This window comes from Nocardia sp. NPDC059228, assembly GCF_042754245.1.
Lineage (GTDB): Bacteria > Actinomycetota > Actinomycetes > Mycobacteriales > Mycobacteriaceae > Nocardia.
In genome coordinates this window covers 155,068-171,767 of the sequence record NZ_JBHZAL010000016.1, presented here as the reverse complement: position 1 = coordinate 171,767, position 16,700 = coordinate 155,068, and the positions used below count along the sequence as shown (strand labels likewise).

Below are 16,700 nucleotides of genomic sequence, written 5' to 3'. Positions count from 1 at the left end.
GCGCTCCTCGTCCAACCTCGTTTCCCAGGCCCTTGGGGCTCCGGGTCGGTGTCCGTGTCGCTCTGACCTGGAATAAGTTACGTGTTGCTACGAACAGAAGTCAAATCGGCTGGTCAGAGGGGCAATTCACGCAATTCGCACGCTCTCGCTCTTGCGACCCTTGGTCGGGTGGACGACCTTGGCGGTGTGTACGTCTGCGATTGGTCGATTACCAGTTCTGTTGTCGACGAGTTCGCGGAACGAGTTCCCGGCCATAAAGAAACCGACTGGCGTGTTAGTTGGCTGCCGGGCCGATTGCTCACCCGCGCCCAGGCGCTGGCTGCCATCGAATTGGCCGAACTCCTCTTCGACCCAGCCCCTACCGCGGACGCCGACATCCACGCCACCATCGCCGCGACCGCCGAACAGCTCGGGGTGCGGCCCATCGATGTGGCCGTCACCCTCTCGGCACGACACCCCGACCGCTGACCCGACCGCCGTCCGGCCGCACCATCCACCCCACGGTGGGCCCCGGATACGCCGGGCGGACGATTCCCGCCGCAAGCCCTCCGCCCACGGGTGGAATTCCTTTGACACCCACCGAGAACGGACCGAAATTGGGGCTGTGACAGGGGTAATCGCACGTCCCGAACGATCTGGAACCGACTGGTCACGATGGTTGCGGGGGCCGACGGACCAGCCACGCTGGGCCCGACCCGCTTTGCTGGGCATCGCCGTCACGGCCGGGATCCTCTACGCCTGGGGCATCAGCTCACAGACTCCACATCTCTACTACTCGGCCGCCGCCCGCTCGATGAGCATGAGCCGGCACAACTTCTTCTACGCGGCTTCGACCCGGACGCGACCATCAGCATCGACAAACTGCCGGGCGCGATCTGGATCCAAGCGCTGTCGGTGCGGGTATTCGGGCCGCACACCTGGGCGTATCTCCTGCCGCAGGTCATCGAGGGCATGCTCACTGTGCTCGTGCTCTACCGCGCGGTGCGGCGACTGTCCGGTCCGTACGCGGCCCTCGTCACGGCGGCGGTCGCGGCCCTGGCGCCGGCGGTGGTCGCGCTCGATCGCGGCAATATCTCCGACACCCTGCTGATCCTGCTGCTGGTGCTGGCCGCGGATCAGGCGGCGGCCGTGATCGTGTCGGGGCGGGTGCGGAATCTGGTGTGGTGCGGGCTGTGCATCGGCCTCGCCTTCCAGGCGAAGATGGTGCAAGCCTGGCTGATCGTCCCGGTGCTGGCGGCGGCGCTGCTGCTCGCCGCGCCGAGAGGCGAACTGCGACAGCGCATCACGGGTCTGGCCTGGTTCGGTGTGACCGCGCTGGCGGTGTCGCTGAGCTGGGTGACGGTGGTCAGCCTGCTGCCCGCCGGGCATCGGCCGTACGTGGACGGCAGCCACCACAACTCGCTGTTCGAGCAGGTCTTCGTCTACAACGCGGCCAGCCGCACCAATGACGGATTCAGTGTGGGGTCGGCCAACTTCACCACCGGTGGCCAGGGCTCGGGGTACCGCGCGGAGCTGGTGCTCGGGCCGGACAGCCGATTCGACCATCTCTTCGGGGGCGGCGGCGGTCGCGAGACCGGGTGGTTGATTCCGCTCGCGCTGGTCTGCCTGATCGTCCTGGCCTGGGCGGCCCGGCGCCGGCCGCGCACCGATCGCGAGACCGCGGCGCTGATGCTGTGGGGCGGCTGGCTCATGGTCCACCTGGCGATCTTCCTGATGATCGGGACGGTGAACCCCTACTACCTGGCGGTGCTCGCACCCGCGATCGCGGCCCTGATCGGCATGGGGGCCCAGGCTTTCCGCCAGACGGACGACCGCCGGGTGCGCGGGCTGGGGTGGGCCGCCGTGGCCGCGACCGCCGCGTACGGCTGGTGGCTGTCCGCGTCCGCGCCCGGCTGGGTGCGAGCCGGGCTCGTGGTCGTCACCGTGGTGCTCATGCTGGCCGCGCTGCGCGTCCGCGAATCATTGGCAACCGCGCTGCTACTCGTCGCGGCGCTCGCCGCGCCGACGACGGCCGCGGTCTCGGTGGTCGCGGACGGATACGGTCCGCTGGACACCCCCTATGAATCGGCGCAAGCCCGGCAGGTCACCCAGGGCTTCATGGCCTCGGCCCTCACCTCGGCCCGGGAACTCGACGCACAGCTCGCCAAGACGCCCGGCCACCCGCTATATCCACTGGTCACCTTCACCTCCGCGCTGGCCTCGCCGTTCATTGTGAGCAGCGGCCGACAGGTGCCGGCCATCGGCGGATTCACGGGCGCGGCCCCGGTGCCCACCACCGCCGGGGTCGCCCGCATGATCGAGGCCGGCGAGGTCGGACTGGTCCTGGTGACGCCCGCCGCCGACGACGACCGTGTGACCTGGATCCGGCAACACTGCCGCGCACTGCCCGGCGGCGGGGACGGCGCCGCGGTACTCGCCTACACCTGTGCCCGCCACTGACAGCGAAACCGAAACGGTCCCGAATCACTGTGCGGCACTTAGCATCACTGACCATGCAGGACATCAGCGGGCTGATTCACAAGATCAAGCACGGCCTCGACACCCAGGTGAACCTCGCGCGGCTGCGGCGAAACCGCACCCTCGCGGACGCCGCCACCGGACGCACCGTCCTGATCACCGGCGCCTCCTCCGGCATCGGACGCGTAGCCGCCGCCCAACTCGGCGCGGCCGGAGCCACCGTGCTGCTGGTCGCGCGCCGCGCCGACGAACTCGCACAGGCCGTCGCCGATATCGAGGCCGCGGGCGGCAAGGCCGTCGCCTACCCCTGCGACCTCAACGACTTCGACGCCCTCGACGCCATGACCGCCACCGTGCTCGCCGACCACGGCCATGTCGACATCCTGGTCAACAATGCCGGCCGCTCCATCCGCCGCCCGCTCGACCAGTCCTACGACCGCTTCCACGACTACGAACGCACCATGCGGCTCAACTACTTCGCGGCCGTCCGCCTCATCCTCGCCTTCGCGCCCGGCATGCGGGACCGGCGCGACGGCCACATCATCAACATCCTGTCCCTGGCCAACCTCTATGGCGGCCCGGGCTACGCGGCCTACGTCGCGTCCAAAGCGGCCCTCGACTCCCTGAGCACCAGCCTCCAAGCCGAAACCCACACCGAGAACGTGCGTTTCACCTCCGTCTATCTCCCCCTCGTCCGCACCCCGATGATCGCCCCCAACGCCGTCTACCAGAACGCCGACGCCCTCACCCCCGAAGAGGGTGGGCAGATCATCTGCGACGCCATCACCGACCGGCCGCGGCGACTCGCCCCGGTCATGGGCCGAGTCACCGCGCTCATCGACAGCGTCCTGCCCGAACGTGCCGACAGCATCCGCAGCGCGCGCTTCCGGCAAGGCATGTGACCAGCGCCCCGGGGCGCGCCGACACCCCGGGAAACCGTCACGCGGACCGGTGGCCCCACAGTGCGGCCAAGGCCAGCAGCCATCCGCTCCACAGCACGTACCCGGCGAAATTCGCCTGTTGCGCGCCCGGCACCTGCCACGGAGCCACCACACCGGCCAGGATCAGGGCCGCCGCCGCTGTTCCGAGCACCGCGAACCAGCGCGGAAAACTCCGGTGCCGCAGAGCCGATGCCGCCAGCACCGTCCAGGCGGCGGTCAGCGAATAGCCGCACATCTCACCGAGCGCCGTACCCAGCAAGCGATTCCAGGGCTCGAATTCCGCTGCGGCGGAGCCACTTCCGGACGCGGCGCGGTCCGCGAGACCCGGCACCAGCAGTGGCCAGCGCAGCAGGCCGGCGGCCGCCTCCACCCCGTACCCCTGCCCACTCCCCTCCCCGCCCCGGTGCGCGCGGACCTGCGCACCCTCATCGAACAGCAGTCGTCCGACCTCCCCGACGACGTCCTCGACCGCGTATTCCTGGCCTGGACACAGCTTTTCGGCCTGATCACCTTCGAGATCTTCGGCCGCCTCGACGGCACCATCGAAGCCGTCGCCGACTACTTCACCCACCACATGAACCTCATGGCCGACCTCGTCGGCCTCCCCGCCGAACGCTGATCCGACACAAGCGAATCGGCCTGTGCGGCACCCTCACACGACTGTGCCCGGCCACCGCGTGCCGATCGCGGTTCCCCTTCCGGCCCCTTACCCGCACATAGCCGAGGGCCCGGCCACCGTCCGGTGGCCGGGCCCTCGTTCTTCAGATGTGTTGCCGGAAGGCAGGACTCAGAAGTCCATGCCGCCCATGCCGCCGGTCGGGTCGCCCGCGGGGGCGGCCTTCTCCGGCTTGTCGGCGACGACGGCCTCGGTGGTCAGGAACAGGGCCGCGATGGAGGCCGCGTTCTGCAGGGCCGAGCGGGTGACCTTGACCGGGTCGGCAACGCCGGCGGCCAGCAGGTCGACGTACTCGCCGGACTCGGCGTTCAGGCCGTGGCCCGCCGGGAGGTTCGAGACCTTCTCGGCGACAACGCCCGGCTCCAGGCCGGCGTTGAAGGCGATCTGCTTCAGCGGGGCGGACAGCGCGACGCGGACGATGTTCGCGCCGGTGGCCTCGTCACCCGACAGGGACAGGGCGTCCAGGGCCGGGGCGGCCTGCAGCAGCGCCACGCCACCACCGGCGACGATGCCCTCTTCGACGGCAGCCTTCGCGTTGCGGACGGCGTCCTCGATGCGGTGCTTGCGCTCCTTGAGCTCGACCTCGGTCGCGGCGCCGGCCTTGATCACGGCAACACCGCCGGCCAGCTTGGCCAGGCGCTCCTGCAGCTTCTCACGGTCGTAGTCCGAGTCCGAGTTCTCGATCTCGGTGCGGATCTGCGCCACGCGGCCCTTGATGGCCTCCGGGTCGCCCGCGCCCTCGACGATGGTGGTCTCGTCCTTGGTGATGACGACCTTGCGGGCGGTGCCCAGCAGCTCCAGACCGGCGGTCTCCAGGGAGAGGCCGACCTCTTCGCTGATGACCTCGCCACCGGTCAGGATGGCGATGTCGGCCAGCATGGCCTTGCGGCGGTCACCGAAGCCCGGGGCCTTGACGGCGATGGACTTGAAGGTGCCACGGATCTTGTTGACGACCAGGGTCGACAGGGCCTCGCCCTCGACGTCCTCGGCGATGATCAGCAGCGGCTTGCCGGCCTGGATGACCTTCTCCAGCAGCGGCAGCAGGTCCTTGACGGTCGAGATCTTCGAGCCGACGAGCAGGATGTACGGGTCCTCGAGGACCGCTTCCTGACGCTCCGGGTCGGTCACGAAGTAACCGGAGATGTAGCCCTTGTCGAAGCGCATGCCCTCGGTCAGCTCCAGCTGGAGGCCGAAGGTGTTGCTCTCCTCGACGGTGATGACGCCTTCCTTGCCGACCTTGTCCATGGCCTCGGCGATCAGCTCACCGATGGACGAGTCGCCCGCCGAGATACCGGCGGTGGCAGCGATCTGCTCCTTGGTCTCGACCTCCTTGGCGGTGTCGAGCAGCTTGGCGGTGACGGCCTCGACGGCCTTCTCGATGCCGCGCTTCAGGCCGAGCGGGTTGGCGCCGGCGGCCACGTTGCGCAGGCCCTCACGGACCAGCGCCTGGGCCAGCACGGTGGCGGTGGTGGTGCCGTCACCCGCGACGTCGTCGGTCTTCTTCGCAACTTCCTTGACGAGCTCCGCGCCGATCTTCTCGTACGGGTCCTCGAGCTCGATTTCCTTGGCGATGGAGACACCGTCGTTGGTGATGGTGGGGGCGCCCCACTTCTTCTCCAGCACCACGTTGCGGCCCTTGGGGCCCAGGGTCACCTTGACAGCGTCGGCGAGGCTGTTCAGGCCACGCTCGAGTCCGCGGCGAGCCTCTTCGTCGTACGCAATTGTCTTGGCCATTGCGTTGAGATCCTCCAGATCAGGGGATTGGCATGATCTGGTCAGGTTCGGTGCCCGCGACGGACGACCCGGCTCATTTGGTCAAATACAGCCCGGTCTCACCGTTTCCGACCTAGCACTCGCAGGTGCGGAGTGCCAAATCCCTTTTTAGCACTCGCCCCAGACGAGTGCAAGGTTGGGGAGATGGCCGCACGAGTCCTCTCGGCGGCCCTGATCCCACGAGGACTACGAGAAGTGGGAGCGGTCGTCTACACGCAGCAGCAGGGCGATCAGGGCGTCGGTACGACGTTCCTCCGGAGTCCGCGGCTCGCCGTGCTCGACGGTGACGAGTTCGGCATCCTGGAGGAGGAGTTCGGCTTCGATTCGCATGATGGCCCGGATGAACGGTGGTGCGACCTCGGGTGGGAGGTCCCCGTTCACGATGTAGCCGCCGTCCGGCGTGTCCTCGGTGGAGACATAACTGAGCGCGCGCAGCAGATCGGCGCGCTTTTCCCCCGCAACTAGGTCGGAACCCTCGTCGCCCGCCATTCCACAATCGTATCTGCCGCATCATGCACACCAGCGGACCCGGTGACGCGGGGATGCTCGCGAGCCCTACATCACCAGGTCGGCAGCATGGTGGAGCGACACGCCGACTACTGCGGGCCGGGGGCGGGTGCCGTGACGCCGGGCACCGGCAGCGAGCTCAGCAGGTCCGCGATATCGGCCTGCACCGAGTCCTTGTCCAGCCCCAGGCCGGACAGGATGCCCGCGCCGTTCTCCTGGTCCAGCAGGGCGAGCAGCAGGTGCTCGGTGCCGATGTAGTTGTGACCCATTCGCAAGGCCTCGCGGAAGGTCAGCTCCAGGGCCTTGCGGGCCTGCGCGTCGAACGGGATGAGCGCGGGCACCGGGTCGCCGGTGGCGGCGGGGAGGGCGGCCGTGGCCACCCGGCGGACGGCGTCGGCCGAGACGCCCCTGGCCTCGATGACCTTCACGGCGAGGGATTCCGGCTCGGCCAGCAGGCCCAGGATCAGGTGCTCGGGACGGGTTTCGAGATTGCCGACGGCCCGGGCCTCCTCCTGGGCGGCCATCACCACGTGGCGGGCGCGCGGCGTGAAGCGGGCGAACCCGGCACTGGGGTCGAGGGCGGCGGCTTGGCCCGGGTCGACGGGAGCCTTGGGGACGAAGCGCTTCTGAGCGGCCTGCTTGGTCACGCCCATGCTCTGGCCGATATCGGTCCAGGACGCGCCGGAGCGGCGGGCCTGGTCGACGAAGTGGCCGATCAGATGGTCGGCCACCTCGCCGATGTGGTTGCCGAGGACCACGGCGTCGGAGAGCTGTTCGAGGACGTCGTCGGGACGGGCCTTCTTGATGCCGTCGATCAGATCGTCGAGGCGGATGGAGTTCGTCATGCGTCAACTGTAGGTTGACCATACTGCGATGGTCAACCTTAAGTTGACGATAGTCCGGGTGTGGGCTCAGAGCTTCGCCGCCCGGCCCACTGCCCGCACGATCTGCTCCTTGATCCATGCCGCCGTGCGACCGGTCAGCACCGTGCGGCCATTCGAGTCGTCGGCGTGCATGAACTGGACGACACCGTCGCGACGACCCAGGCTGACGCAGGTCAGCACGAAACGGACCCGATAGGGCGCCGGCGTCTTCCCGCGCACCCGAGCGGCCACCGCCGCACCGATGTACTTGCCCGCGGGCTGCGCGGCCTGGCAGGACATCCGCGCCTCGCGGCCGTTGTGCCCGAGCATGATCGCCGCGTCACCGACCGCGTACACATCCGGGATGCCCTGCACCCGCAGCTGCTCGTCGACCAGGACGCGGTCGCGCGCGTCCACCGGCAGGCCGGAGCGGGCCGCCACCTCCGGCACGGTGAAACCCGTTGTCCAGAGCACGGTCTCGGCGGCGATGCGCTCGCCGTCGACCAGCTCGAGTCCGGCCGCGGTCACCGCCGCCACCTTGGCGACGTGCACGCGGACGCCGAGGCGGTCCAGGACGGCGCGAATGTGCGCGGCCGCCTTGGGAATCAGCCAGCCTCCCGGTTCGTCGGCGCTCACCAGCAGGACCTCGAGGTCGGGCCGGGATTCGGCGAGTTCGGTGGCGGTCTCGATGCCCGTGGGGCCGCCACCCACCACGGCGACCCGGCCGGTGAGCGCGGGGATCCGGCGCACATCCTCGGAAGTCGCCACGGTGTGGGCGAATTCGGCGGCGCCGGGCACCATGCCGAGGTCGGCCCGGCTGCCGAGGGCGTAGATCAGCGAGTCGTATTCGACGACTCCGCCGGAGGCCAGTCCGACGCGGCGGGTCGCGGTGTCGACCCGTTCCGCGCGGCCGGCGACGAACTCGATGCCCTTGGCCTCCAGGGTCTTCCGCAGTTCCCAGCGCGGCACGTCCTGACCGGCGGCGACCTGATGCAGCCGCACCCGGTCGACGAATTCGGTGTGCAGGTCGATCACGGTGACCCGCGCGCCCTTCGCCTTCACCGCCTGCCGCGCGGCGGCCAGCCCCGCATAACCCGCGCCCAGTACGACGATTCGATGCTGCCCGGTCATGAGAGTGCTCCTTACCCGGCCCCCGCTCGGTGGCCGACACCCTCTAGACCGGACAGCCCCGCGATCCCTGACAGATTCCGGGTGTGCCCTGCGTCACCCGCGAATTCGCGGCGAGGGATTCGCCGCTATCCAGCGGTTTCGTCAGCGAGTCGCTGCTCGGCACGCACGAGATAGGCCAGCTTGTCCGGGTTCACCACGAGCTGGAGTGAGGCGATCGAAGGGCCGTCGAAGTCGGCGGACACGGTACCCATCACGCTCCCCGCCAGCCGGGCCACGAACGTCGGCGCGGCATTGACCTCCTCGACCGTGAAGGTGAGACCCGGCACCTTTTTGAACAGCCCCACCAGGTAGCGGGCCACATTCGCGGCGCCGACGATGGGCCGCTTGGCCGCATGGACCTTCGCGCCGCCATCGGCGACGGCGACGATATCGGCGGTGAACATGGCCTCGAGCGCGGCCAGATCACCGGATTGCGCTGCGCTGAGGAACTTTTCGACCAGTTCGCGCGCATGCGCAGGGGCGGGTTCGAAGCGCGGGCGCTCCTCGTGCACGCGGTGGGTGGCGCGGCGGTACACCTGCTGTGCATTGGCCTCGGTGAGTTCGAGCATGTCGGCGATCTCGCGGTGCGCGTAGCCGAAGGCCTCGCGCAGGACGAAGACGGCGCGCTCGGTGGGGCTGAGCCGCTCCGCCAGTGTCAGGAAGGCGATCGACACCAGTTCGCGCTGTTCCGCCGATTCCAGCGGACCGAGTTCGCCGTGCCCGGTCGGGACCGGTTCGGGCAGCCAGGGGCCGGCGTAGGTCTCGCGGCGGGCGCGGGCCGAATCCAGCCAGGTGCGGCAGAGGTTCACCAGGATGGTGGTCAACCAGGCCTCCGCGGAGCGGATTCCGGCGCGATCGGTGCCGTCCCAGCGCAGGTAGGTCTCCTGCACGGCGTCCTCGGCCTCGGCGGCGGAGCCGAGCATCCGGTAGGCGAGCGCGAACAGGCGCGGCCGATGCCGTTCGAATTCGGCCAGCCCGTTCGCGTCCATCGGTGCCCCAGTTCTCGTCCTACGCAATCGTTTGAGGACGATACGCCTGCCGCCGCGAGCCACCACGGTGACCACCCGCCACCCGCCACCCGGGTGGGGTCCGCGCCCGCCGGGGAACCAATGCCGCCTGACCGCGAATCGGCGCGAAACTACTTGGGCGCCACCCGGATCGCCACCGCGACCGGCGTATTCGCATACGTCGAGGCCAGGCAGGCCAGTTTGGCGGTACCCAGCGCCACGTTCGGGCTGCCGTCCAGGAACGACCCCGGATTGGCGGCCAGGACCTGATCGATCACCTGCTTCTCGACGTCCTCGGTGAGGTCGCGGAAGTCACCGCAGGTGGTCTGGGCGCCGGCGGGCGCGGCCGTCTTCTTGGCCGCGGTGGCGCTGGTGGGCGCCTCGGTGGGCGGTTGCACCGGGGCCGCGGCGGTGGTGGAAGCGCCCGCGCTGGTGGTTCTGGCCGCAGTGGTGGTCCCGGCCTGCTTCAGGCCGTTCGTATCACTGGATTTGTCCGAACCACAACCGGCGAGAGTCAACGCCATCGCACCGGCGGCGAGGGCGACGATCGAAAGACGCTTCATACCCTGCTTTCCGAACTTCCCGAGAGTGCCAGCACCGGACCGGCCCGGCGCTCGCAGCAGCGTACCCGGCCCCGGCGACTCCCGGTAGAAAAAGTTCCGGCCCGCGGCTTTCGTCAGTGCAGATGCTGCTGCCAGTCCGCGGGCACCCGGCCGCGCGGGCCGGGCACCGGCTGGTCCAGCGGATGTGCGTGCGGCGGCGCGAGTTCCGGGCCGCCCTCGTACATCTCCTTGCTCTCGAAGTTGTAGTACCAGTCCTCACCCGGCTCGAAGCTCTGGATGAAGGGGTGCCCTGTGCTCTCGAAGTGCTTGGTGCCGTGCTGGTTCGGCGACATGTCGCAGCAGCCGATGTGCCCGCACTGCGCGCACCGGCGCAGGTGCACCCACCAGCCGCCGGCGGCATCGCATTCGACGCAACCGGATCCGCTGGGCGCGATGCTGGGGTCGATGCCTTCGATCTTTTCGGTCATCAGTTGCCTTCCGTCGTTTACTGCGCTGCTTCGAGAGCGGACTGCGCTGCGTCGGGAGCGGCTGCCTCGAGCGGCAGTCGGACGATGAAACGCGTATTCCCGGGCTCGGATTCGACCCGGATGTCGCCGCGGTGCTTGTTCACCACGATCCGGAACGAGATGTCCAGCCCGAGCCCGGTGCCCTCGCCGACCGGTTTGGTGGTGAAGAACGGTTCGAAGATGCGGGTGCGGATCTCCTCCGGGATGCCGGGTCCGGTGTCGCCGATTTCCACTGCGGCGCAGTCGTTCTCACGATAGGTGCGGACGGTGAGGGTGCCGCGCCCGGACATGGCGGAGACCGCGTTGTCGATCAGATTGGTCCACACCTGGTTGAGCTCGGCGGCGTAGCACGGCACCGGCGGCAGCGCCGGATCGTATTCCTTGACCACCGCGATGTCGTCGCCGATCTTGCGGGCCAGCATGACCAGCGTGCTGTCCAGCAGTTCGTGCAGGTCCACCACCTGGAACGGGGCCCGGTCCATCTGCGAGTACTGTTTGGCCGCGTTCACCAGCGAGGAAATACGGTTGGTCGAGTCGGTGATCTCGTTCATCAGCAGCTCGGTCTCGACCGTGTAGTTGAGCCAGCGCATGGCCGCCTCGAAAACATCGCCGCCACAACCGGACAGGGTGCCGTGCACCTTCTCCATCCAGTCGATGTCGAATCCCGCCTGCACGAAGTTCGGCGCGATGTCCCAGCCATTGGCGACGCCGTGGTCCTCGAGCCAGTCGCCCAGCTCGTCCTCGCGATCGGCGGCCTCCAGCGGCGTCAGCGTCGGGGCCTTGGCGACCTGGGCGGCCGCCTCCTCCTGCAGCTGGGCCAGCGCCTCCAAGGTTTCGGAGTTGAACTTGCCGTGCGCCATCATCTTCAGCTTGTGCCGCATGCCCGCGACCCGCTCGCGCAGCGAGGAGGTGGCGCGCACCGCGGCGGCGGCCGGATTGTTCAGCTCGTGGGTGAGGCCCGCCGAGAGGGAACCCAGCGCCAGCAGCCGTTCCCGCTGGCCGATGCGCTCATTGGCATTGCGGTTGCCGAAGAAGACGCCCTCCAGCAGATGCAGCGCCATCGGGAACCATTCCTGCATCATCTTCGCGAAGGTGCCGGCATCCAGCACGAAGAACTTCGACGGCCGGGTCACGTAGAACGACGCGGTGTAGGTCTGTTCGACCTTGTCGCCCATGTAGGCCGTCCACGCGCCCGAGTAGGAGCCGACGTGCTCGGTGCGGACGAGTTCGATCTCCTCGCCGCCCGACATCTTGGTCAGCCGCACCTCGCCGTCCATCAGGACGTAGAAGCAGGTGGCCGGGTCGCCCTCGCGGAAAACCATTCCGGGCTCGAACATTTCGACCCGGCCGTCCTTGCACAGCCAGGCCAGCTGCTCGTCGTCGAGCTTCTCGAACAGGAACAGCTGCCGCAGTTCGTTCGGGTCGCAGATCAATCGGGTGTTGCCCATTCACCTACTCCTACTGTTTCGCGAGCCAGCGGTGCACCAGCATGACGGCCATCGCGCCCTCACCGACCGCGGAGGCCACCCGCTTCGCGGATTCCGACCGCACGTCGCCGGCCACGAACACGCCGGGCACGCTGGTCTCCAGATGCTGTGGGGGACGAGGGAGTTCCCAGCCCGCGGGCCGTTCGCCCTCGACCATGAGGTCCGGTCCGGCCAGCACGTAGCCCCGGTCGTCGCGCTTGACGGTGCCTTCGAGCCAGTCGGTTTCCGGCGCCGCACCGATGAACAGGAACAAACGCTCCGCGTCCACCTTTTCTTCCGTGCCGGCCTCGTTGTTGCGCAGCACGATCCATTCCAGGTGGTCGTCGCCATCGGCGGACACCACCTCGGTGCGGGTGTGCACCTTGATGTTCGGGATCTGCGCGATCTGCTGAATCAGGTAGTGCGACATGGACGCTTCCAGCGACGCCCCGCGCACCACAATGTGCACGGTCCGGGCCCGCCGGGACAGGAACACCGCCGCCTGGCCCGCCGAGTTCGCGCCACCGACGATGTAGACGTCCTTGTCGGCGCAGTCGCTGGCCTCGGTCATGGCCGAGCCGTAGTAGACGCCGCGGCCGGTGAATTCGTCCACGCCGGGGGCCGGGTGGTGGCGGTAGTTGACGCCGGTGGCGATGAGCACCGAGTGCGCGGCGACGCTGCCGCCGTCGGCGAACCGCACCACGCGCGCGGAACCGCAGGCCTCGAGGGCCACCACCTCCCGCGCGGTGATCAGCTCGGCCCCGAATTTCACGGCCTGCCGGCGGGCCCGGTCGGCCAGCTGCGCACCGGAGAGACCGTCGGGGAAGCCCAGGTAGTTCTCGATGCGGGAACTCTGCCCGGCCTGACCGCCGGTGGCGGTGCGTTCCACCAGCACGGTGCGCAGACCCTCCGACGCGCCGTAAACCGCCGCGCCGAGACCGGCCGGGCCGCCGCCGACCACGATCAGGTCGTAGAAGTCGCTGGAGGCGTCGGTGTTGAGGCCCACGCCCTCGGCCAATTGCGCGTCGGTGGGCATGATCAGCACATCGCCGCTGGGATTGATGATGACCGGACACTGGTCCTCGGTGGCATTGGCCGCGGTCAGCAGCCGCGCCCCCTCCGGCTCGTCCACCTGGTACCAGCGATACGGCAACTGGTTGCGCGCCAGGAACTCCCGCACCTCCGAGCAGCGGGCCGACCAGCGGTGGCCCACCACCTTGGTCTCGGTCACCGGCTTGTGCTCGTCCCCGCGCCAGGCCTCCAGCAGGGCGTCGACGACCGGGTAGAGCTTCTCCTCCGGCGGATCCCACGGCTTGAGCAGGTAGTGGTCCAGGTCGACCACATTGATGGCCTCGATGGCGGCATTGGTGTCCGCGTAGGCGGTCAGCAGCACGCGGCGCGCGTAGGGGTGCAGGTCCATGGCCTGCTCCAGGAATTCGACGCCGTTCATCCCGGGCATCCGGTAGTCGGCGATCATCACCGCGACCGGCTGGCCGCGCAGTTTCATCTCGCGAAGGGCCTCGAGCGCATCGGCGCCGGACTCCGCCCGCAGAATCCGGTAGTCCGCCCCGTACCGGCGGCGCAGGTCCCGCACGACCGCGCGCGAGACGCCGGGATCGTCGTCGACGCTGAGGATGGCCGGCTTCGCGGTAGCTGGTGAAGTCACCTAACGAGTATGGGCTGACGACGCAAGACCGCGAAGGCCAGACCGTGCCATGTTCGCGTCAGGCGGAACAAACCTGCGTCCTTGCTCGTACATGCTGGGCACACCGATTCAAATCCGGTGATGCTCAATGAAATCCATCTCGGTAGGGGTGAGCAATCGCTCGAGTCGCTCTTCGAGGTCGCCGTTGGCCTTGCGGCGGAAGCGTTTCGTCGACTTGTCGAGCGTCGGGGACTCCGCATCGGTACCGGACTCTTCGGCGGGGAGGAGCGGGACCGTCTTGGTCTCGAGATGCAGGAGCGAACGCAGGTTCACGGCCGATCACCTCACGTTTCCCAATCGGAAAGCTGGTGGCAGTGTCTGTTGCTTCGTCTATCGACATTGTGCGCCGAGCATTACATTTCGGACATCAACACCCCCAGAATGTGATCTAGTTGATTTTCAACCGCGGAATGAACCGGCGGCACATGGCCATACGTGCAGGTGGGTGTGGTGATCCACACCACGGAGCCAAGGTGATCCACGCCACCCGAACTAGGATGCGTGGTACCGATCGTTACGTCCCCGGAGGCAGCGTTGCCGAAAACTCTCGAAGCCAGCATCGATATCGCGGCAGCACCCGAGCAGGTCTGGAGCGTTGTCGCCGACCTCAAGCGCATTCCCGAGTTCAGCCCGCAGACCCTGCGCATGCTGCCGCTGGGCCGCGCCGTGCACACCGGCACCTGGACGGTGAACCTCAACAAGGCCAAGGGCTACATCTACCCGACCACCTCCCGGGTGGTGCGATTCGAGCCGCATCGCGCGATCGCCTTCCGCATGAACGAGAACCGGACCATCTGGAGCTACACCCTCGAGCCCACCGCGGACGGCGGCACCAAGCTGGTCCAGCGGCGCGACGTCCCCAGCGGCAGGCTGCCGCGATGGCTGCAGTTCACCATCGACAACGTCTTCGGCGGTGAGCAGCCCTTCGAAGGCGCGCTCGAGGACGGCATGCAGGTGACCCTCGGGAAGATCAAGCAAACCGTGGAGCGCTGAGCGTAGGTTCGGCCTATGCGACGACTGACAGCGCTCTGCGCCGCCACGGCCGGTGTGGCGCTCGTGCTCACCGGCTGCGGCAGCTCCGACTCCTCGGGCGACCGCACGGTCACCGTCACCGGTACCGGAAAGGTCCAGGGCACACCGGATGTGCTCAATGCCGATCTGGGCACCGAGGTGAGCGCGGCCGACGTGTCCGCGGCCGTGAACCAGGCCGGCGACAAGGCCAAGGCGATCACCGACGCCATGGTCACGGCCGGGGCCAAGCGCGAGGACATCAAGACCAGCGACCTGTCCGTGCAGCCCACCTACGGCACCGACGGCCACAACATCACCGGCTATCGCGCCACCAGCACCATGCACGTGGCCGTGCGGGACCTGCCGAAGGCCTCGGGCATCCTGTCGGCGGCGGTGCAGGCGGGCGGCAACGACACCCGCATCAACTCGGTGGCCTTCGGACTGGAGGACAACACCAAGCTGTTGTCCGACGCCCGCGCGCGAGCCTTCGACGACGCCAAGAGCCGCGCCGAGCAGTACGCGGGCCTGTCCGGGCTGAAACTGAAGACGGTCAAGACCATCAGCGAAAACGGCAGCGGCGCAACGCCGACGCCGATGTACCGGGACACCGCCCCGGGCGCCGCACCGAACATCAACCTCGAACCAGGCCAGCAGACGGTCACATTCACCGTGACCGTCGCCTGGGATATGGGATAGCTCGTCCGCTGCGCGCCGTCGGGTGGCGGCGCGCAGCGGCGCTCACTTCCAGTTCGGCAGCTGGACCACCTGCGCCGCCCAGGACAACCCCGCACCGAAGGCGATCAGCAGTGCGATGCCGCCGGGTTTGGCGTCGCCCGCGCGCATCATGGCCTCCATGGCCAGCGGGATCGAGGCCGCCGAGGTATTGCCGGCCTCCTCGATGTCATTGGCCAGGGCGCACCGCTCGGGGAGCTTCAGCACCCGCGCCATGATCTCGATGATGCGACCGTTGGCCTGATGCGGGACCATCGCGTCCAGATCGTCCGTGGTCAGGCCCGCCCGCTCGATGGCCTCGCGGCACACCTGCTCCAAAGAGTGTGCGGCCCAGCGGAAGACAGCCGTTCCCTCCATGGCGAGGTAGGGCCGGACAGCATCGAGGCCCTTCTCGTCGATCTCGTTGAAGAACTGCAGCCAGTCCTTGTCCTGTCGGATGGCGTGATGCTGGGTGCCGTCCGATCCCCAGACGGTCGGGCCGATGGCCGGTTCGCTGGAGGGGCCGATCACCACCGCGCCGGCGCCGTCGGCGAAGAGGAAGGCGGTGCCACGATCCCTCGGATTGACCGTGTCCGTCAGCTTTTCCACGCCGATGACCAGCACGTGCCGGGCGGTGCCGCCCTTCACCAGATCCGACGCCATGGCGACCCCGTGGCAGAAGCCGGCGCAACCGGCCGAGACATCGAAGGCGGCCACATTGTTCAAACCGAGCGCAGTGGCGATCTGCGGGCCCGCGGCGGGCGTGAGCAGTAGCCAGGTGGACGTTGCGACGATGACGCAATCGATCTGATCCGCGTCGATCTCCGCTGCTTCTATGGCGTCGCGGGCAGCTGCGACGCTCATGCTGACGATCGTCTCCTCGGGAGAGGCGAAGCGTCTGTTGCGGATGCCGGAACGTGTCCGGATCCACTCGTCACTGGAATCTATGGGCCCCGCCACCTCGTCATTGGTGACGATTCGCTCCGGCCGGTACACACCGAGCCCGAGCATGGCCGTGTGCTCTGCCCCGTTGATCGAAGCAATTCGAGCAGACATTGGTTCTCTCCTATGTACTGCGTACCGCGCGTCGAACGTGACCTTCATCGGGTTCCTCACCCCCCGCGGACCCACAATGCCGCAGACATGAGGCTCCCTCATCTTAATCGCGATAGCCTCTCATGCCAGTGCTACTGATCACAATCGAGGGGTCATTGCCGGGTGCCGCATCTCCGGTCCGGGAGGCCGGCCGCGGGTGTTCGGTCACCGAGAACGCGAGCGTCGAACCCACTTCACGTATCGTGTGATCGCGGTCCCTGACCGTATCTATCCGCGCATGAAAGAGGA

Annotated in this window: 18 protein-coding genes; 6 read left to right on the top strand and 12 right to left on the bottom strand. The window is 68.3% G+C overall.

The genetic code is table 11. From position 1 onward, the window contains the following. Nucleotides 1–168 precede the first annotated feature (168 nt). The 3 genes from ACFXKA_RS24495 (at nucleotide 169) to ACFXKA_RS24485 (ending at nucleotide 3,359) form a co-directional block, all read left to right on the top strand. A complete protein-coding gene (locus ACFXKA_RS24495) occupies nucleotides 169–468 on the top strand; it encodes a hypothetical protein (RefSeq protein WP_379429043.1) in 300 nt (99 codons plus the stop codon). Between the two features lie 186 nt (nucleotides 469–654). Continuing rightward, on the top strand, nucleotides 655–2,439 hold the full coding sequence (locus tag ACFXKA_RS24490; RefSeq protein ID WP_379429042.1) for an ArnT family glycosyltransferase: 1,785 nt from the start codon (nucleotides 655–657) through the stop codon (nucleotides 2,437–2,439). Between the two features lie 53 nt (nucleotides 2,440–2,492). Then, entirely contained in the window at nucleotides 2,493–3,359 is an 867-nt protein-coding gene (locus ACFXKA_RS24485; RefSeq protein ID WP_379429041.1) for an SDR family NAD(P)-dependent oxidoreductase, read from the top strand. 37 nt (nucleotides 3,360–3,396) lie between these two features. Here the strand turns inward: ACFXKA_RS24485 and ACFXKA_RS24480 are convergent, their stop codons facing one another. Next, complete coding sequence (locus tag ACFXKA_RS24480) at nucleotides 3,397–3,768, bottom strand: DUF4386 family protein (RefSeq protein WP_379429040.1); 372 nt, start codon at nucleotides 3,766–3,768, stop codon at nucleotides 3,397–3,399. A 33-nt stretch (nucleotides 3,769–3,801) separates the two neighbouring features. On the opposite strand from ACFXKA_RS24480, the gene ACFXKA_RS24475 reads away from it, so the two are divergent. After that, on the top strand, nucleotides 3,802–4,017 hold the full coding sequence (locus ACFXKA_RS24475) for a TetR-like C-terminal domain-containing protein (RefSeq protein ID WP_379429039.1): 216 nt from the start codon (nucleotides 3,802–3,804) through the stop codon (nucleotides 4,015–4,017). 168 nt (nucleotides 4,018–4,185) lie between these two features. Here ACFXKA_RS24475 and groL read toward each other — a convergent pair whose 3' ends face one another. From groL to ACFXKA_RS24425, 10 genes are all read right to left on the bottom strand, one after another. Further along, nucleotides 4,186–5,808, bottom strand: coding sequence for a chaperonin GroEL (gene groL / locus ACFXKA_RS24470; RefSeq protein ID WP_354843619.1), 1,623 nt, complete (start codon nucleotides 5,806–5,808; stop codon nucleotides 4,186–4,188). Nucleotides 5,809–6,033: 225 nt separating this feature from the next. Further along, nucleotides 6,034–6,336 carry a hypothetical protein gene (locus ACFXKA_RS24465; RefSeq protein WP_071343351.1) on the bottom strand — a complete coding sequence of 101 codons (303 nt, stop codon included), beginning with the start codon at nucleotides 6,334–6,336 and terminating at the stop codon, nucleotides 6,034–6,036. A gap of 107 nt (nucleotides 6,337–6,443) precedes the next feature. Beyond that, entirely contained in the window at nucleotides 6,444–7,199 is a 756-nt protein-coding gene (locus ACFXKA_RS24460) for a Clp protease N-terminal domain-containing protein (RefSeq protein WP_379429038.1), read from the bottom strand. Nucleotides 7,200–7,265: 66 nt separating this feature from the next. After that, nucleotides 7,266–8,348, bottom strand: a complete 1,083-nt coding sequence (locus ACFXKA_RS24455; RefSeq protein WP_379429037.1) for an NAD(P)/FAD-dependent oxidoreductase — start codon at nucleotides 8,346–8,348, stop codon at nucleotides 7,266–7,268. 125 nt (nucleotides 8,349–8,473) lie between these two features. Beyond that, nucleotides 8,474–9,376 (bottom strand): RNA polymerase sigma-70 factor, encoded by a 903-nt coding sequence (locus tag ACFXKA_RS24450; protein WP_379429036.1) that lies wholly within the window; start codon nucleotides 9,374–9,376, stop codon nucleotides 8,474–8,476. 149 nt (nucleotides 9,377–9,525) lie between these two features. After that, the gene (locus ACFXKA_RS24445; RefSeq protein WP_354843606.1) at nucleotides 9,526–9,957 is read right to left on the bottom strand and encodes a hypothetical protein; all 432 of its coding nucleotides are present in this window, start codon (nucleotides 9,955–9,957) and stop codon (nucleotides 9,526–9,528) included. Between the two features lie 113 nt (nucleotides 9,958–10,070). Beyond that, entirely contained in the window at nucleotides 10,071–10,424 is a 354-nt protein-coding gene (locus tag ACFXKA_RS24440; protein WP_354843604.1) for a UBP-type zinc finger domain-containing protein, read from the bottom strand. Between the two features lie 17 nt (nucleotides 10,425–10,441). After that, nucleotides 10,442–11,911: an ATP-binding protein gene (locus tag ACFXKA_RS24435; protein ID WP_354843601.1), complete on the bottom strand. Its 1,470-nt coding sequence runs from the start codon at nucleotides 11,909–11,911 to the stop codon at nucleotides 10,442–10,444. A gap of 10 nt (nucleotides 11,912–11,921) precedes the next feature. Next, complete coding sequence (locus ACFXKA_RS24430; protein WP_354843598.1) at nucleotides 11,922–13,595, bottom strand: FAD-dependent oxidoreductase; 1,674 nt, start codon at nucleotides 13,593–13,595, stop codon at nucleotides 11,922–11,924. Between the two features lie 108 nt (nucleotides 13,596–13,703). Then, on the bottom strand, nucleotides 13,704–13,907 hold the full coding sequence (locus tag ACFXKA_RS24425) for a hypothetical protein (protein WP_364619699.1): 204 nt from the start codon (nucleotides 13,905–13,907) through the stop codon (nucleotides 13,704–13,706). Between the two features lie 261 nt (nucleotides 13,908–14,168). Here ACFXKA_RS24425 and ACFXKA_RS24420 point away from each other — a divergent pair, with 261 nt between their 5' ends. After that, nucleotides 14,169–14,627: an SRPBCC family protein gene (locus ACFXKA_RS24420; protein WP_379429035.1), complete on the top strand. Its 459-nt coding sequence runs from the start codon at nucleotides 14,169–14,171 to the stop codon at nucleotides 14,625–14,627. A gap of 15 nt (nucleotides 14,628–14,642) precedes the next feature. Next, a complete protein-coding gene (locus ACFXKA_RS24415) occupies nucleotides 14,643–15,341 on the top strand; it encodes an SIMPL domain-containing protein (RefSeq protein WP_354843590.1) in 699 nt (232 codons plus the stop codon). A gap of 42 nt (nucleotides 15,342–15,383) precedes the next feature. Here ACFXKA_RS24415 and ACFXKA_RS24410 read toward each other — a convergent pair whose 3' ends face one another. Continuing rightward, the gene (locus ACFXKA_RS24410) at nucleotides 15,384–16,412 is read right to left on the bottom strand and encodes a beta-ketoacyl-ACP synthase III (RefSeq protein WP_354843588.1); all 1,029 of its coding nucleotides are present in this window, start codon (nucleotides 16,410–16,412) and stop codon (nucleotides 15,384–15,386) included. Nucleotides 16,413–16,700: the final 288 nt, after the last annotated feature.

Coding starts and splice junctions, on each gene's coding strand:
- ACFXKA_RS24455 (WP_379429037.1), bottom strand. CDS start 8,348: ATGACCGGGCAGCATCGAATCGTCGTACTGGGCGCGGGTTATGCGGGG.
- ACFXKA_RS24435 (WP_354843601.1), bottom strand. CDS start 11,911: ATGGGCAACACCCGATTGATCTGCGACCCGAACGAACTGCGGCAGCTG.
- ACFXKA_RS24440 (WP_354843604.1), bottom strand. CDS start 10,424: ATGACCGAAAAGATCGAAGGCATCGACCCCAGCATCGCGCCCAGCGGA.
- ACFXKA_RS24490 (WP_379429042.1), top strand. CDS start 655: ATGGTTGCGGGGGCCGACGGACCAGCCACGCTGGGCCCGACCCGCTTT.
- ACFXKA_RS24485 (WP_379429041.1), top strand. CDS start 2,493: ATGCAGGACATCAGCGGGCTGATTCACAAGATCAAGCACGGCCTCGAC.
- ACFXKA_RS24445 (WP_354843606.1), bottom strand. CDS start 9,957: ATGAAGCGTCTTTCGATCGTCGCCCTCGCCGCCGGTGCGATGGCGTTG.
- ACFXKA_RS24410 (WP_354843588.1), bottom strand. CDS start 16,412: ATGTCTGCTCGAATTGCTTCGATCAACGGGGCAGAGCACACGGCCATG.
- ACFXKA_RS24460 (WP_379429038.1), bottom strand. CDS start 7,199: ATGACGAACTCCATCCGCCTCGACGATCTGATCGACGGCATCAAGAAG.
- ACFXKA_RS24415 (WP_354843590.1), top strand. CDS start 14,643: ATGCGACGACTGACAGCGCTCTGCGCCGCCACGGCCGGTGTGGCGCTC.
- ACFXKA_RS24450 (WP_379429036.1), bottom strand. CDS start 9,376: ATGGACGCGAACGGGCTGGCCGAATTCGAACGGCATCGGCCGCGCCTG.
- groL (WP_354843619.1), bottom strand. CDS start 5,808: ATGGCCAAGACAATTGCGTACGACGAAGAGGCTCGCCGCGGACTCGAG.
- ACFXKA_RS24465 (WP_071343351.1), bottom strand. CDS start 6,336: ATGGCGGGCGACGAGGGTTCCGACCTAGTTGCGGGGGAAAAGCGCGCC.